Annotated in this window: 17 protein-coding genes; 3 read left to right on the top strand and 14 right to left on the bottom strand. The window is 62.8% G+C overall.

What is annotated here, in order from left to right:
* Nucleotides 1-29: 29 nt before the first annotated feature.
* From DK870_RS01620 to DK870_RS01675, 12 genes are read right to left on the bottom strand one after another with little or no spacing between them, the layout of a single operon-like run.
* A complete protein-coding gene (locus tag DK870_RS01620; protein ID WP_161547729.1) occupies nucleotides 30-2,342 on the bottom strand; it encodes an MMPL family transporter in 2,313 nt (770 codons plus the stop codon).
* Nucleotides 2,332-3,015 (bottom strand): outer membrane lipoprotein carrier protein LolA, encoded by a 684-nt coding sequence (locus DK870_RS01625; protein ID WP_161547730.1) that lies wholly within the window; start codon nucleotides 3,013-3,015, stop codon nucleotides 2,332-2,334. The genes DK870_RS01620 and DK870_RS01625 overlap by 11 nt, the downstream gene beginning before the upstream one ends.
* The gene (locus DK870_RS01630; protein ID WP_161547731.1) at nucleotides 3,012-3,437 is read right to left on the bottom strand and encodes a thioesterase family protein; all 426 of its coding nucleotides are present in this window, start codon (nucleotides 3,435-3,437) and stop codon (nucleotides 3,012-3,014) included. The genes DK870_RS01625 and DK870_RS01630 overlap by 4 nt, the downstream gene beginning before the upstream one ends.
* Nucleotides 3,430-4,971 (bottom strand): histidine ammonia-lyase, encoded by a 1,542-nt coding sequence (gene hutH, locus DK870_RS01635; protein ID WP_161547732.1) that lies wholly within the window; start codon nucleotides 4,969-4,971, stop codon nucleotides 3,430-3,432. The genes DK870_RS01630 and hutH overlap by 8 nt, the downstream gene beginning before the upstream one ends.
* Complete coding sequence (locus DK870_RS01640) at nucleotides 4,955-5,890, bottom strand: glycosyl transferase (RefSeq protein ID WP_060755214.1); 936 nt, start codon at nucleotides 5,888-5,890, stop codon at nucleotides 4,955-4,957. Before DK870_RS01640 ends, hutH begins: the two co-directional genes overlap by 17 nt.
* Nucleotides 5,887-6,621, bottom strand: a complete 735-nt coding sequence (locus DK870_RS01645) for a glycosyltransferase family 2 protein (protein WP_090367247.1) — start codon at nucleotides 6,619-6,621, stop codon at nucleotides 5,887-5,889. The genes DK870_RS01640 and DK870_RS01645 overlap by 4 nt, the downstream gene beginning before the upstream one ends.
* On the bottom strand, nucleotides 6,614-8,284 hold the full coding sequence (locus DK870_RS01650; RefSeq protein WP_161547733.1) for an acyl-CoA synthetase family protein: 1,671 nt from the start codon (nucleotides 8,282-8,284) through the stop codon (nucleotides 6,614-6,616). The genes DK870_RS01645 and DK870_RS01650 overlap by 8 nt, the downstream gene beginning before the upstream one ends.
* On the bottom strand, nucleotides 8,281-8,826 hold the full coding sequence (locus tag DK870_RS01655; protein ID WP_090367243.1) for a hypothetical protein: 546 nt from the start codon (nucleotides 8,824-8,826) through the stop codon (nucleotides 8,281-8,283). The genes DK870_RS01650 and DK870_RS01655 overlap by 4 nt, the downstream gene beginning before the upstream one ends.
* Nucleotides 8,823-9,077 carry an acyl carrier protein gene (locus DK870_RS01660; protein ID WP_060755179.1) on the bottom strand — a complete coding sequence of 85 codons (255 nt, stop codon included), beginning with the start codon at nucleotides 9,075-9,077 and terminating at the stop codon, nucleotides 8,823-8,825. The genes DK870_RS01655 and DK870_RS01660 overlap by 4 nt, the downstream gene beginning before the upstream one ends.
* Before the next feature lie 9 nt (nucleotides 9,078-9,086).
* Entirely contained in the window at nucleotides 9,087-9,356 is a 270-nt protein-coding gene (locus tag DK870_RS01665) for a phosphopantetheine-binding protein (RefSeq protein WP_060755178.1), read from the bottom strand.
* Nucleotides 9,334-10,146, bottom strand: coding sequence for a 1-acyl-sn-glycerol-3-phosphate acyltransferase (locus DK870_RS01670; protein WP_060755177.1), 813 nt, complete (start codon nucleotides 10,144-10,146; stop codon nucleotides 9,334-9,336). Before DK870_RS01670 ends, DK870_RS01665 begins: the two co-directional genes overlap by 23 nt.
* Nucleotides 10,122-10,844: a beta-ketoacyl synthase chain length factor gene (locus tag DK870_RS01675; protein WP_090367241.1), complete on the bottom strand. Its 723-nt coding sequence runs from the start codon at nucleotides 10,842-10,844 to the stop codon at nucleotides 10,122-10,124. The genes DK870_RS01670 and DK870_RS01675 overlap by 25 nt, the downstream gene beginning before the upstream one ends.
* A gap of 336 nt (nucleotides 10,845-11,180) precedes the next feature.
* On the opposite strand from DK870_RS01675, the gene DK870_RS01680 reads away from it, so the two are divergent.
* Nucleotides 11,181-11,951: a ParA family protein gene (locus tag DK870_RS01680; protein WP_060755175.1), complete on the top strand. Its 771-nt coding sequence runs from the start codon at nucleotides 11,181-11,183 to the stop codon at nucleotides 11,949-11,951.
* A 225-nt stretch (nucleotides 11,952-12,176) separates the two neighbouring features.
* On the opposite strand, the gene trxC is transcribed toward DK870_RS01680, so the two are convergent.
* The gene (gene trxC / locus DK870_RS01685) at nucleotides 12,177-12,611 is read right to left on the bottom strand and encodes a thioredoxin TrxC (protein ID WP_104995327.1); all 435 of its coding nucleotides are present in this window, start codon (nucleotides 12,609-12,611) and stop codon (nucleotides 12,177-12,179) included.
* A gap of 236 nt (nucleotides 12,612-12,847) precedes the next feature.
* Here trxC and DK870_RS01690 point away from each other — a divergent pair, with 236 nt between their 5' ends.
* Nucleotides 12,848-13,144, top strand: coding sequence for a type II toxin-antitoxin system HigB family toxin (locus DK870_RS01690; RefSeq protein ID WP_060755173.1), 297 nt, complete (start codon nucleotides 12,848-12,850; stop codon nucleotides 13,142-13,144).
* Complete coding sequence (locus tag DK870_RS01695; protein ID WP_060755172.1) at nucleotides 13,141-13,542, top strand: type II toxin-antitoxin system HigA family antitoxin; 402 nt, start codon at nucleotides 13,141-13,143, stop codon at nucleotides 13,540-13,542. The genes DK870_RS01690 and DK870_RS01695 overlap by 4 nt, the downstream gene beginning before the upstream one ends.
* A 5-nt stretch (nucleotides 13,543-13,547) precedes the next feature.
* Here DK870_RS01695 and selO read toward each other — a convergent pair whose 3' ends face one another.
* The gene (gene selO / locus DK870_RS01700) at nucleotides 13,548-15,011 is read right to left on the bottom strand and encodes a protein adenylyltransferase SelO (protein ID WP_104995329.1); all 1,464 of its coding nucleotides are present in this window, start codon (nucleotides 15,009-15,011) and stop codon (nucleotides 13,548-13,550) included.
* Nucleotides 15,012-15,048 lie beyond the last annotated feature (37 nt).

The following is a 15,048-nucleotide window of genomic DNA, read 5'->3' on the forward strand; positions in this document are numbered from 1 at the left end:
GCTCCTTGCCACTTTGGCGATAACGGTATTCATAAGGCATGTTTGTGTTGCCCGGCCCAGGGCGCCAGCATAAAGCTGAACGCCAGGCCCAGGCTGACCGACAGGCCGAAATTGCTCACGGCCGGTGTACTGGACACCGCCAGCAGGCCGAACGACAACCACGTCGTCAGCGCGGCCAGCAGCGTCCCCAGAAGACTCACGGCCGCGCCGCCGATCTGCTCGCGCATCAGGATGGCGTAGTCGACGCTGATGGCCGTGACCAGCAGCAGGCCGAACAGGCTGAACAGGGTCAGCGGCTGGCCCAGCCAACCGAGGCTGGCCAGGCTGCACAGGGCCGCCAGCAACGGCAGGGCGACAATGCGCAAGGCACCGCCGAAACCGAACGGCAGGATCAGCAGCAACACGATCAGCACGCAGGACATCAGTTTCAATTCGGCGGCGCTGACCTGCGTGTCGGCGAACACCCGGTTCAGGTCGCCCAAGCGATCGACCAACTGCACGCCAGGCAAGTCCTGTGCTTGTACGCGCAGCAACGCCGGGTTGTTCAAGCCTTGCAGGCTGACCATCGCCGCGACGCCACCGTCCACCGGGCCCAGCCACAGGGTGCGCCAGGGTTCCGCCAGCGGGCCTTTGAGCGCCGCATCGATGTCTTCGGTAGGCAACGCCTGCAACTGCGTGACTTCGGCCTGCAGGGCGCTCGCCGGGATGCCGAGGTCCAGCAGCGGTTGCCAATGCTGCGCCAGGTTGTTCAGCCCCTCGCGCAGTTTTTGCTGTTCGGCGGGCAGATTGACCAGTTGGTTGAGCGCCAGGTAGCCCTGAAGCTTATTCATGTTTACCAGTTGATCCAGGCGCTGGCCCAATGCGGCCTGGCGCTCCAGCAACTGCTGCTGGTTCTCTGCCCGCACCAGGAAGAACTGGCTGGTTGGCTGAAAACCGGTGATGCGCGCCACGGCCTGGGCTTCCTGCAGCAATTGCGGCGGTGCGCCGATCCACTGGCGGATATCGTTCTTGCTGCTCAGGTGCCACAGGCCGCCGGCGCAAAACAGCAACAGCAGTACCAGCAACACCGGGCTCGGTACGCGTTTGAGCAGCGCTGTACGCGCTTGCCACAACACCTCGGCAATACGCAGCGGCCACTGCGCGGGGCGCAGTTCCACGTTCTTGAGCAGCGCCGGCAGCAGGCACACGGCCGACAGATACGCCCCCACCAGCCCGGCGGCGGAAAACACGGCGATTTGTGTCAAGGCGGGAAAGGGCGTCCAGGCCAGCGCCAGGTAACCGATGCAACTGGTGGCCAGGCTCAGGCTCAGCCCGGGCAGGGTGATGCGTAACGCCGGCCAACTGCGCCACGGGCGCATGCTCCAGCTTTTCGACAGGTAGTGCAGCGGGTAATCCACGGCCACGCCGATCAGGCTGGAGCCGAGCACCAGGGTTATCACATGTATGTGGCCGAACAGCGCGACACAGGCCACCGCGCCAAACAGCATGCCTGCCAGCACCGGGACAAACGCCAGCAGTACGCGCCAGCGGCGGAATGCCAACAACAGCAACAACAGGATGCCCAAGGTGGCGCCGCCGCCGACCCAGGTGATCTCCCGTGTGGCTTGCTGCTGCCCATTGGCCGCGTAAAGCAGACCGCTGGCGGCGAGCAGTTGTGCGCCGTGTTCGCCTGCCTGTAGGCGGCTGGCCTTGAGCAGATCCGCCACTTGCAGCGGTAGTTTCATATCGAAGGCATTGCCGGTGGTGCGCGCACGCAGCAACACCCAGCTTTTGCCGTCGGCATCGGCGATCAGCGCGCCGCTGCCGATATCCAGTTGCACCGAGCCATGTTGCGGCTGGCTGCTCTGGATGCGCCCGGTCAGGCCCAGCCAATCGTCTTGGCTCGGCACCAGGCTGAACCCGCTGAAGGGGTCGAACAAGGTCTGCACGCGCTGCTGGATAAACGCGTCGGGATGGTCGATCAGTTGCTCGCGATCCTTGGCCGAGAGCATCGCCAGCCGCCCGCGCAGCAGCTGTTCGCGCAGTGCCGGCAAGTCGGCTTGCAGGTTCCATTGCACCTTTTCAAACAAGCCGCTGGCCTGCCAGCGTTCGCCCAGTTGCTGCGCTACGCTCACCGCTTGCTGGCGGTCGGTATGCCCCACCAGCACCAGCATCTCGCGGTTCAACGGTTCCTGCATGCGCTGCTCGGCTTGCAGTTCCAGGGCATCCGGCGTGTTGCCCGGCACCAGTTCCATCAGGTTGGCCGACAGCGGCGCACCGTGGCGCCACTGCCAGCCGGCCACGGCCAGCACGGCCACCAGCAGGATCAGGAACAGGCGCGGCAGCAGGCGCTCACTGGGCAAAGTCGTGTTGCTCCGCGTCAGTCAGGGGCAGGCTTGCAGTGCTGTCCTGCATGCGCAGCACGGTGCTGTCACCCTGGGTTTCGAGCAACTGGATGGTCTGCACCAGCTCGCCGCCGTCAATGTTGATCTGGGTGAACACTTGCTTGAGCAACAACGAGCGTGGAACCAGCGTCAGCTTCCACTGCTTGGCTTCGCCTTGCAGTTGCAGTTCAAAGTCGCGCTGCAAGCCGCTGCTGTCGCCCTGGAGCACCGCAAGGAACAACCGGTTCTGCTCGGCCCCGGCGCTCTTGTTCGGCAGCAGTTGCCAGCCACCGGCGTCACGGCGGGCAATGCCTTGGGCGCTGATGCGGTAGTCCTGTTGCAACGGGGTTTTGAGCAGCCACAGCAGGCCGTGGTCTTTGGCCAGCACGAAGGTGCCTTTGCTGATCAGCGGCTGGGGCAGGGCGCGCAGGTGTTTTTCCTGGGTGAAGCTGCCGTGGATCACCGATGGTTTTGCCAACTGCTCGCTTAGCTGCTGCAGGTCAAAAGCATGAGCACTCAGGCTTAGCAGCAACCCAACCCCTGTAGGAGCGAGCTTGCTCGCGAAAAACCTGAGGGCGCGGCGCAGTGTCAGGCAGCCCGTATTCACGTTGACGATTTTCGCCGGCAAGCCGGCTCCTACAGGGGATCTCATTGCAGGGCCCTCTCGATGGCGTCTGTGAAGACTTTGGGCGAGGCCAGCTGCATCTCGCGGCTGGCGATTTCCACGGCCACTTGCACGGTGCTGGCGCGGGTCATGCGCTCGCCGCTGGCCAGGTCGGTAATCAGGTAGTTGACCTTCAAGCGGTTCTCCCATTCCACCAGGCTGGCGCGCACATTGAGGGTCTGGCCAAAGGTGGCGCCGCGCACGTAGCGCAGTTGCATATCGATCACCGGCCAGGCGTAGCCCGATGCCTGCATCTGGGTGTAGTTGTGCCCGAGCTTGTCCAGCAGCGCACAACGCGCCACTTCCAGGTACTTCACGTAATGCCCGTGCCAGACCACGTGCATGGTGTCGATGTCGAAAAACGGTACGAGGATTTCAGTGTCGCAATGCAACACGCCCTGGCTACGCATGCAGCCTCCAGTGTTGCTCGGCGATACGTTTGAGGCACAGGCGCAACTCGCCTTCCAGCGCTCGATCCTCGATGACCGGCGGGAAGTCTTTGCCCAGTTCCTCGTGCATGGCGGCCAGGGCCGGCGGCAGCGGCCGTGCCTCCTCGGCCTGGGCGCGCAGCCATACGCCCTGGTTGGCGGCGAGCAAGGTCGCGGCAGCGACTTGTTCGGTCAGCTCCAGCACGCGGATCGCGTCGCGGGCGGCGATGGTACCCATGCTCACTTTGTCCTGGTTATGGCACTCGGTGGAGCGCGAGAACACGCTGGCCGGCATGGTGTTTTTCAGCGCTTCGGCGGTCCAGGCGCTGGTGCCGATCTGCACGGCCTTGAAGCCGTGGTTGAGCATGGCGCGGTCGGCCGGCGCGCCGGACAGGTTGCTCGGCAGGCCATGGTTGTAGCGCACGTCCACCAGCAGTGCGAGCTGGCGGTCGAGCAGGTCGGCGACATTGGCCACCAGGGTCTTGAGGCTGTCCATGGCAAAGGCGATATGCCCGCCGTAGAAGTGCCCACCGTGCAGTACACGTTCTTCTTGCGCGTCGATGATCGGGTTGTCGTTGGCGCTGTTCAGCTCGGTCTCGATAAACGCGCGCAGCCAGCTCAGGCTGTCGGCCAGTACGCCGAGTACGTGGGGTGCACAACGCAGCGAATAGCGGTCTTGCAGGCGGTGCAGCGGCGCGGTCGGCGCATCGATTGCCAGATCCTTGCGCAGCCAGGCGGCCACTTGCATCTGCCCCGGGTGCGGTTTAGCGGCGAACAGGCGCTCGTCGAAGTGCTCCGGGTTGCCTTGCAGCGCCACCACGTTCAGCGCGGTAATGCGTGTGGCCAATTGCAGCAGGTAGTCGGCGCGGGCGAAGGCCAGGCAGGCCAGGCCGGTCATTACGGCGGTGCCGTTCATCAGCGCCAGGGCTTCCTTGGGGCGCAATACCAGCGGGTTCCAACCCAGTTCGCGGTGTACGTCGGCAGCCTGGCGGCGCTCGCCAAGGAACATCACCTCACGTTCGCCGGACAAGGTCGCCGCCACATAAGACAGCGGGGTCAGATCGCCGCTGGCACCCACCGAGCCTTCCTCCGGGATCAGCGGCAGTACGTCGTGTTCGAGAAAGGCCTGCAGGCGCTCCAGCAGTTCGACGCGCACGCCGGACACCCCATGGCACAGCGACTGCAACCGCGCAGCCAATACTGCGCGGGTGGCCTGGGCGTCGAGCAGCTTGCCCAGCCCGCAGCCATGAAAGGTATACAGGTGACGGGGCAGCGCCTCGACATGTTGCAGCGGCACCGCCACCACGCACGAGTCGCCGTAGCCGGTGGTCACGCCGTAGATCACGCCTTCCTTGTCCAGCAGCGAGTCGAGGAACTGCGCGCCCTTGGCGATACGCTGGCGATACGCGGCGTCGTTCTGCAACTGCGTGGGCGCCTGGCGGTTGGCCAGGGCTCGCACGTCTTCAATGCGCAGAGCGCGTTCGCCAAAGGTTACCGGCTCAAGATGCGTCGTCATCGGTCTTCCAGAAAGGGTAAAAGTTGAACCATTGTCGGGGCGCTTGCAGGCAGAACTCGCCCAGGCGTGCGGCGTAGCGCGCAGTCCACTGGGCAATCACCTGCTCGCGGGTGCTGCGCTTCCATTCGATCAATTGGGTGAAGGGCTCGATGGTCAGGCGATAGCGGCCGTCGTGCTTGAGGCACATCAGCAGGTTGACCGGGCATTTGAGCAGGCCGGCCAACAACCACGGACCTTGGGGGAAGGCGGCATCCTGGCCGAGGAAATCCACCCGCACCTTGCGCCCACCGTGCAGCGGCACGCGGTCGCCGGCAATCGCCAGCCACTCGCCCTCGTCCAGGCGCTGGCTGAGCAACAGCATGGTGGCCGGGTCCAGTTCGCTGACCTGGATCAGACGCAAATGGGTCGCCCCGGCTTCACCCAGCAGGCGGTTGAAACGCTCGGCATGCTTGGTGTGCACCAGCACGTTCATGGTGACTTGCTCGCCGATCTCCGCCAGGGCGCGGCACACTTCAAGGTTGCCCAAGTGTGCGCCCACCAGCATCTGCCCGCGCTCGCCGCGCAGTTGCCCACGCAATTGTGCCGGGTCGTCGATTTCGATCTGTTCGATGCGCAGCTTGCCGTTCCACACATCGAGCTTGTCGAGCAAGGCGTCGGCGAAGGCCATGAACTGACCGAACACGCTTTTATGGGTGGGTTGCAATTCGTTGCGGCCGCTCCAGTACGCCAGGCGCTGCTGGTACTCCCAGGCACTCTGGCGGGCCGTGCGGCCGAAGAGGAAGAAGTACAACACGATGCCGTACAGCAGGGGGCTCAACAGGCGACGGCCCAGGACCCTGGCGGCGACAGCGGTGAGTTTCATCAACCAGAAACTGCCGCGCTCCTCGCGGTCGGCCCAATGTTTGTGGCTGTCGTTCATGCCTGCCACCGCCGCCACAGGATGATCGGTGCCCGTACCAACATGCCGAAGAACAGCCGGGTATGCATGGCCGAGATACGCACGTTGTCGCGGAACAGGCGGAAGTGCGACAGGCCGTCGGCGGGGTAATGCACCTGGGTCGGCAGCCAGCGCATCGGCTGGTTGCGCCAGGCCAGGCGCACCAGGATGTCCGAGTCGAAATCCATGCGCGTGCCGATGTAGGCCGAGTCCATCAGGGCCAATGTGGGTGCCAGCGGGTACACGCGAAAGCCACACATCGAGTCGCGAATCTGCAGCGACAGGGTGTTGATCCACACCCAGACGTGAGTCAGGTAGCGTGCGTACAGGCGGCCCTTGGGCACGCTTTCATCGTATTCGGGATAGCCACAGATCACGGCCGTTGGGTGGGCGCGCGACGCGTCAAGGAAGGCCTCGACTTCACGCAGGTCGTGCTGGCCGTCGGCATCCACCTGCAGGGCGTGGCTGAAGCCCAGGCGTGCAGCCTCGCGAAAACCGGCCATGACCGCGCCGCCTTTGCCCTGGTTGCTCGGCAAGGTCAGCAGGGTGACCGACTCCAGCGTCGCCAGTTGCGCCAATACGGCCGCGCAGGCCGGGCTGCTGCCGTCATCCACCAACAGGCACGCCAGGCCACTGTCCAGCAGGCTGTGGACCACGGCCGGCACGGCGGCTTCATGGTTGTAGACCGGGATCAGGGCGCACGGCTTATGCATGGGCGGTGACCAGCTGGATGCGCCCGCTGGAGCAAGCGGCAACGCCGTTGCGGTAGGCGAAATACAGTTTGCCGCGTTCCGGGTCGAAGCGCAGGTGCAGCTCGATCTGGTCACCGGGGCGCACCAGTTGCTGGAACTTGAGCACTTCCATGCCGGCGAACGTCGTGGGCAGGTCCATCAGCTGTTGGCCCAGGTTGAACGCCCATTCCACCTGCACCACGCCCGGCAGTACCGGCGTCGCGGGGAAGTGGCCGCTGAAATAGGCCAGGTCCGGTGGGACGCTCAGTTGCAGGGTCCATTCGCCATCGGTTTCGACTTGCTCCAACACGTGCGGCGCTTTTGGCCGTGGGGCGAGCAACAGGGCCGTGACATCGGCCTGGGGCAGCTTGCCCTGGGCGTTCAGCGGCAACTGGCGCAGCAAGCGCCAACGGCGGGGCAGGGCCAGCGCCTCGCAATGTTGGCTCAGGTGCTGGCGCAGGGTTTGGGTCAGCGTGCGACGTCCCTGGTTGCGCAGGGCGTGCAGGCCGTCGGCACTGAGCACCACCAGCGCGCCGAGGGATGCGCGGTTTTCCTGCACCACGCCCAGGCGGGTTTCGGCAACCCACGGGTGGGTCATCAGTGCCTGTTCCAGCATGGGCAGGGAGATGCGTTTTTCTTCCAGCTTGACGATGCGGTCCAGGCGGCCGAGCAATTCAAAGCGGCCATCGGCGTGGATCCGCGCCGCGTCGGCGGTCTGTTCGATATGACCGGCCGGCAGATAGGGCGAAGCAATGCGCAGGGCGCCCTCGGCATCCTGGCTCAGTTGCACATCGGCAAAGGGTTCCCACGGCTGTGCGCCTTGGCGCCAGGCGATGCCACCGGTTTCCGAACTGCCGAGGATTTCCGTCGGCCATTGCTGCAGGCGATCGTAAAGCTCGCCGGCCGCCTCGATGGGCAAGGCGCCGCCGGACGAAAACACCCGTGATACCTGGCGCAACGCGGGCCAGTCGAGGTTGTCGCCCATGCGCTTGAGCAGCGCCGGGCTGGCCACCCAGGCAAATTGCGGGTGTTCGCGGCTGGCGCGCTGCAGGTCTTCGGGAAAGGCCAGTTGCTGGCGCACGAAGCGGCGCCCGGCATACAGCGGCCATAGCACACGGAACAGCAGGCCGTAGATGTGTTGGGTGGCGACACTGCCGATGATGCAGGCGTCTTTGAGGTCCGCGCCCCATAGGGCTTCCAGAGCCTCGACTTCGTTGGCCAACTGACGCAGGGTTTTGTCGATACGCTTGGGCTCACCGCTGGAGCCGGAGGTGCACAGGCTCAGTCGGCAGGTATCCAGGTCGAGCGCGGCGGGGCTCAATGGGGCCTGGTACAACGCATCCAGATCAGTCGGCTCAACCAGCCAGGCATCCACTGAGTCGTCCCAGCGTTGGCGGGTCTGGGGTTGCAGGTCGGCAGGCAGCAGCACACTGACCCCGGCACGCCAGGCGCCCAGCAGGGCAATCGCCAGTAAGCCTGCGTCTTCCAGATGTACAGCCAGACGCTGGATGCCACGCGCTTGCAGGCCCGCCGCGAGGCTCAGGGCGTGTGCCCACAGCTGGGCATGATTCATCAGCGGCTCGCTGGTCACCCAGCGCTGTTCCAGCGGCTCAAGCAGCAAGTGCTCAAGTTTCAAACCTTTCATACGCGGCCTCGAACCCTTTGTCGTACCAGCCATTCCACGGCAAACAACAGCCCCATCAGCCCGTAGGCGATCAAGCCGTTGTACAACGTCCACCAGCTCAGCGGCGCCCACAGCGTGAGGGCGGCGGCCAGCAGGCCATTACACAGAAAAAACACGCTCCAGACCACGGTGACCTGGCGCGTATAGACCACCGCTTTGGGCGGCAACTGCGGCTCGGTCATGCGCGCCAGGCGCTCGACCACCGGCGGGCCATACTTCAGGCTCAGGCCGAACAGCGCCAGCATGAATGCGCTGACCAGGCTAGGGTACCAGCGCAGCCACTGCGGGTTGTCGAACCAGGCCAGCAACAGGCAGAACACAATCACCGTCACGGCCATCCAGCGACTGCCGGGGCGCCGAGCCGCAGTGAGTGCACGCAACAGCCACAGGCTACCCAGCAACAGGCCGAACTGCCATGGCGCAAAGTGCTCGGTGCCGTAATACACCGCAAAGGGGTACAGCAGCCCTGCCAGCAACAGGCCAAGGCCGATCAACCGGCTCATGCGGCAGGCGTGACCAGACGGTACACCGCCTCTACCACGTCGTTCACGGTACGCACCGCCTTGAACTCTTCGGCGGCGATCTTCTTGCCGGTCTGGCGTTTGATATGGTCGATCAGGTCCACGGCATCGATGCTGTCGATTTCCAGGTCCTGATACAGGTTGGCCTCGAGGGTGATGCGTTCCGCGGGCAGTTCAAACAGTTCCACCAAGGCATCGCGCAGGGTGTTGAAAATATCGTCACGAGTTTGCATGGTACGGTCTCAAGCTGCCTGTCTGGCTGTGACGAACGCCGCAAGGCTGGCCACGTTGGTGAAGTGATTGCGGGTGTCCTTGGCGTCGGCGTCGATCTTGATACCGTACTTTTTCTGGATCGCCAGGCCCAATTCCAGGGCGTCGACCGAGTCCAGGCCCAGGCCTTCGCCGAACAGGGTTTGTTCGCTGCCGATGTCGTCGGCGCTGATGTCTTCCAGGCCCAGGGCCTCGATGATCAACGTTTTTATGTCGTGCTCAAGGCGTTGTTGGTCGCTCATCTTCGGCGAGCTCCTTAATGAAATAGTGGTGCAGGTAATCGTTGAGCTTGCGTGAAGCCTGGGGCGCAGGCCCAAGAGCGGCAAACGCTTGTGGTTCTATATCGGCACCCACCCGCAAACTGAAGTGCACGCGGCATTTGGGGATGCGGTACCAGGGTTCGGCCTTGGTCAGGGTGGTCGGGCTGACCTTGATCACCACGGGGGTAATGATTGTCGCACCGCGCAGTGCAATGGCGGCGCCGCCGCGATGAAAGGCGGGTGTCGCGCCGGGTGGGGTGCGGGTGCCTTCGGGAAAGATGATCAGGGTCTGGCCTTCGCGCAGGGCAGCGGCAGCGGCATCGAGCATTTCGGCGCTGCCATCATTGCTGATATAGCCGGCTTCACGCACAGGCCCACGGGTGAAGGGGTTTTGCCACAGGCTCTGCTTGACTACGCAGTTGGCCTGGCGCACCAGGCCGATCAGGAACACCACGTCGATCAGCGACGGATGGTTGGCGATGATCATCTGGCCCGGGCGGCCGAGGTTTTCAGCACCTTCGACGCTGTAGGTCAGCACGCCGGCGCGTTGCATCAGGCGGATAAACAGCCAGAACAACCTGCTGATGGTCAGGCGCGCACGGCGCTGATGTGTGTCGGCGCTGCCCGGCAGACAACTGAGCAACGGAAATACCAGCAACCGCAGGCACAGCCCGCCGAGGCCGAACAGCGCGAAGCTGGCGGCGGTGGCGAACAGGCGCCAGTAGTACGCGTCCCGCGGTTTGCGGGTCAGGGCTTGCGTTGCCAGTTCCATACACGGTTCTTCCAGGCATGTTGGCAGGCGTCCTGTCCGTTCAGCAGGGTGCGCAGCAGGTTCAGGGCGTGGGGCCACGGTTGGGCGGTGCTGGGTTGGACAGTGCCGGTGGTGAGTTCCAGCTGCCACTCGTCGCCCGGCGTCAGCAACAGGCCCAGAGCGTAGGGGAAGGGTACGTCGTGGATCCAGCTGGCGTAGGCTTCGGGCGGCTGTTCTTCGGTGATCACCAGCAGCACGGCCGGCGCCCCTTCGTCGAGCAGTGCGGCGGCTTCCAGCAGGCCATGCTCCAGGCCATCGCCGGCGGCGGCGAGGGCGGTCATTTCGCTGGTTTCATTGCGCAGGATCGACCACAGGCCAATCACCGCGTTATGCACCGACAGGCTGAACTGGGTGGGCGACAACGGCTGGTCGTTGGCCAGGTCGCTGAGGATATCGAGGGTGCGCGGGGTTTCGCCGTGGCGGGAGATAAAGACCAAGGGCAGGTCCTGCAGGCCCTCGGCCAGCGGCCAACCCACGCTGAACGCCATGCGCGCCAAGCGGCTCAGGCGCCGGCGCTGCATGGCCGGGAGGAATGACACGTCGGGGGAGGCTTCGCTGGCAGGCAGCAACACCGGGGCCAGGCACCATGTGCGCCAGGCATCCGCGCTCTCGAGGCCAGGAGCCCATGCGCGCCATTGGGCGATGTTGAAGTTGATCACTGAGACGTTATCCCGCCCCTGCGGGCTTCCATGTGCGGCTGTTGGCCCCGAATACCGGGACAGGGAGCAACGGCCGAATGGCGCGCATTATCCCGGTGGCGTGGGGTTCTAGCAAATTTTGGTAAAAATTTGTGCACGTCGATTACAAATCAGTCGTGGAGATTTGCCGATTGTCCTTTACGCGGTGCTCGTTGGGGCGTCGGACGCGTCCCTTTCATTTGTATGCGAGGTCCTGGTATCGGCGTGTCATGCATGGCTGAACGGATGAACGAGGTAGCTAACAGGCGCTTTTGCCCTCTACACTCGGGACATTCATTGATACACGGAGGTTTTTCCATGCGGCGCGTGGTGTTCAATCAGAAAGGCGGTGTGGGCAAGTCCAGCATTGCCTGCAACCTGGCGGCGGTCAGCGCCAGCGAAGGCTATCGAACCCTGTTGGTGGACCTCGATGCACAAGCCAACTCAACCCAGTACCTCACCGGGCTGACCGGCGACGATATCCCCATGGGTATCGCCGATTTTTTCAAGCAAACCCTGTCTTCTGGGCCGTTCTCCAAGAAAAACCAGGTGGATATCTACGAAACCCCGTTCGACAACCTCCATGTGGTCACCGCCACCGCAGAATTGGCGGATTTGCAGCCCAAGCTTGAGGCCAAGCACAAGATCAACAAGCTGCGAAAACTGCTGGATGAGCTGGGTGAAGATTACGATCGGATCTACCTGGATACCCCGCCGGCCTTGAATTTTTATGCGGTTTCGGCGCTGATTGCTGCTGATCGTGTGTTGATCCCGTTCGATTGCGACAGCTTCTCGCGCCAGGCACTTTATGGCCTGCTGGCGGAAATCGAAGAGTTGAAGGAAGACCATAACGAAGGCCTTGAAGTGGAAGGCATTGTGGTCAACCAGTTCCAGGCCCGGGCGAGCCTGCCGCAGCAAATGCTCGACGAGTTGATCGCCGAAGGCTTGCCGGTGTTGCCGGTGTACCTGGCCAGTTCCGTGCGCATGCGCGAGTCGCACCAGGAGAGCAAGCCGCTGATCCACTTGGACCCACGACATAAGCTGACCCAGCAGTTTGTGGAGTTACATAACCTGCTGGAAAACGCGTGACCTGAGGCGCAACACAAAACTCATGTGGGAGGGGGCAGATCCCCTGGTTTATACGCCTGGACGGGCAATAACCTCACCGCCTTAAATCTCTAGGTAAAACGCGGTCAAATGTGGGAGGGGGCTTGCTCCCGATGGCGGTGGGTCAGCCAGCACAGGGGCTGCTGATAGCCCGCTATCGGGAGCAAGCCCCCTCCCACATTTGGTCTGCGTTGTTCTTGAGGTTGATCAGATGCCCTGGCTGTGCAGCCAATTCATCAACTGCGGCAATGGAAACGCCCCACTCTGACGCGCCACTTCACGGCCGTTCTTGAACAGGATCAAACTCGGGATCGAGCGAATCCCCAACTGCGCCGACAATTGCTGGTTGGCTTCGCTGTCCAGCTTGGCCAGCCGGCACTTTCCCTGCAGTTGCCCTGCCGCCTGTTCAAACACCGGTGCAAACGACTTGCACGGCCCGCACCAGTCGGCCCATACATCCACCAGTAACGGTAAATCCCCCTTGATCTGGCTGGCGTAGTCGCCTTGCTTCAGCTCGAAAGGCTTGTTCAACAAAACCGGTTGCTTGCAGCGCCCGCATTTGGGTGCATCACCCAGGCGTTCGCCGGGGATGCGGTTGAGGCCGTTGCAATGTGGGCAGGGAATGACGAGAGGTTCGGACATGGATGCGCTCCTTGGGTGTGGCCAGTGGAGTGTATTTGGAGCCAAGTCTGGGGGTTATCAAGGTTGGAAGAGGAGACTTATCCGCTCACAGTTTTGCCTGTGTCGATCTGAGTTCGGCTGCCTAGGCTGCTAAAGCCGGTTTTGTTCTGAGCCGTTGGTCTGTTTGTGGCTATAGCAAATTGCGATAGTCGCAATTCGAGCTTAGCCTTCATAGCAAGATGCGATAAGGATGTTGCATGCGAGTCATCAGTGAAAAAAGGATCTGGGAAGCCAAGGAAAAGTGGCCGCGCTCAGCGATGGCGTTGGATCAGTGGTATCGCGTAATCAAGCGCAACTCCCCCAAAGACTTTGCGTCGATGAAAACCATGTTCCCCGCCACTGACAAGGTCGGAGAGTTTCACGTGTTTGATATCGGGGGTAACAAGCTGAGGCTGATTGCTTGCGTGGCGTATCAGGTGCAGCGCGTTTACATCAAGCATCTGCTTGATCACCGCGATTATGAGAAAGATAAATGGAAGGAAAAAATCAGATGAGCGCACTCATGCGAGTAGCGGCTGAACACTGGCAGTTCGTTTCGCCGGTGCTGCGCAAACCAGAAAGCGAGGCGGACTATGATGCGCTGGTGTGCGGTTTGGACGAGTTATTGAGCCTGATCGGTGAGGTTGAAGACAGCCCTCTGATGAGCTTGGTGGACATTCTCAGCGACTGGATCGAAGCCTACGATCAAAAGCATCGCCCAATGCCCGTCGCCAGTGGCGTCGATGTTCTGCGATACATGATGCGCGAGCATAACCTTACCCAGAGCGACTTGCCGGGCGTCGGCGCCCAGTCCGTGGTTTCTGAGATACTGAGCGGAAAGCGCCAGCTCAACGTGCGGCAAATTCGTTGGCTGGCTGAGCGTTTTGGCGTTTCAGTGGAGACCTTTATCTAAGGGCTTCAAGACGAACAACTGATCTCCAGATGCTTACCCCAATCCGGTGGCCGCTGCGCGTATTGCTCCATTCCCGCTTGCGCCTCGAACGGCTTGGAAAGCACCTCATGCAGCCGCCGCACTTCGCTGTAATCCCCGGACTCGGCGGCGGCAATAGCGTTTTGCGCAAGGTAGTTGCGCAAGATGTACAGCGGGTTCACCGCGTGCATCCGCGCACGGCGCTGTTCTTCGCTGCCGTCGCCATCGCGTTCAACACGAGCCTTGTACAGCTCGGCCCAGGCGTCAAACCCGGCCAGGTCGACAAAATCATCGCGCAGACGTGCCACTGCCAGCGCCGCCGGCTCATCCCCCAGGCGGCGGAAGAACAGCGTGTAGTCCACGCCACTGTTCTGCATTAGCTTCAGCAGGCGTTCGACCAATTTCTGGTCATCATCTTCGGCGGTGGTCAGCCCCAGCCGGCGACGCATCAGGTCCAGGTAATGCGCCTGATACAGCGGCAGGTACAGGCCAAGGGCTTCTTTCAACGCGTCGACGCTGATAAACGGGGTGAGCGCCTGGGCCAATGCGCTGAGGTTCCACTGCCCGATCGGCACCTGGTTGCTGAATGAGTAACGCCCTTCATGATCGGAGTGGTTGCAGATGAAGTGCGCGTCGAAATCATCGAGAAACGCAAACGGCCCGAAGTCGAAGGTGATGCCCAGGATCGACATGTTGTCGGTGTTCATCACCCCATGGCAGAAGCCGTAAGCCTGCCATTTGGCGATCATCTCGGCGTTGCGCTCGACGATTTCGCGGAACATTGCCAGGTACGGTTCGGGCTGTTCCCGGCACTCGGGGTAATGCAGGTTCAGCACATGTTCGGCCAACTGCGCCTGCTGCTCGGGCTTCTGGGTGTAGTAGAAATACTCGAAATGCCCGAAGCGGATATGGCTGGGCGCCAGGCGCAGCACCATCGCGCCACGCTCCTGTTTTTCACGCCATACCGGTGTGCTGGAGCCGATCACGCATAAGGCGCGGCTGCTGGGGATGCCCAACGCATGCAGGGCTTCAGAGGCCAGGAACTCGCGGATCGATGAGCGCAACACGGCGCGCCCATCACCCATCCGTGAGTAAGGCGTCATGCCGGCTCCCTTGAGGTGCAGGTCCCAGTGCTCGCCCGCGTCGTTGTACACCTCGCCCAGTAACAGCCCACGGCCGTCACCCAGTTGCGGGGTATAGCCGCCGAACTGATGCCCGGAATAGACCATCGCCCGTGGTTGCGCCTCGGCCCACAGCTTGTGGCCGCCAAACAGCTCGGCGAACACCGGTGTGTCGGCCACGGCGGGGTCAAGGTCGAGCAGGGCCATGGCGGCGTCGCTGGCTACGACCAGGCGCGGTTCGTCGAGGGGTTCAGGCAGTACGTGGGTTGAGAACGCGTCGCCCAGGCGTGCGAAACGGTTGTCGAAGGTCAGTTCGTCGAGGGCTTTCACCGGCCATCTCCAGCAGAATGTCCGAGCATTCTGCTGG

The organism is Pseudomonas sp. Q1, assembly GCF_009935975.1.
GTDB lineage: Bacteria > Pseudomonadota > Gammaproteobacteria > Pseudomonadales > Pseudomonadaceae > Aquipseudomonas > Aquipseudomonas palleroniana.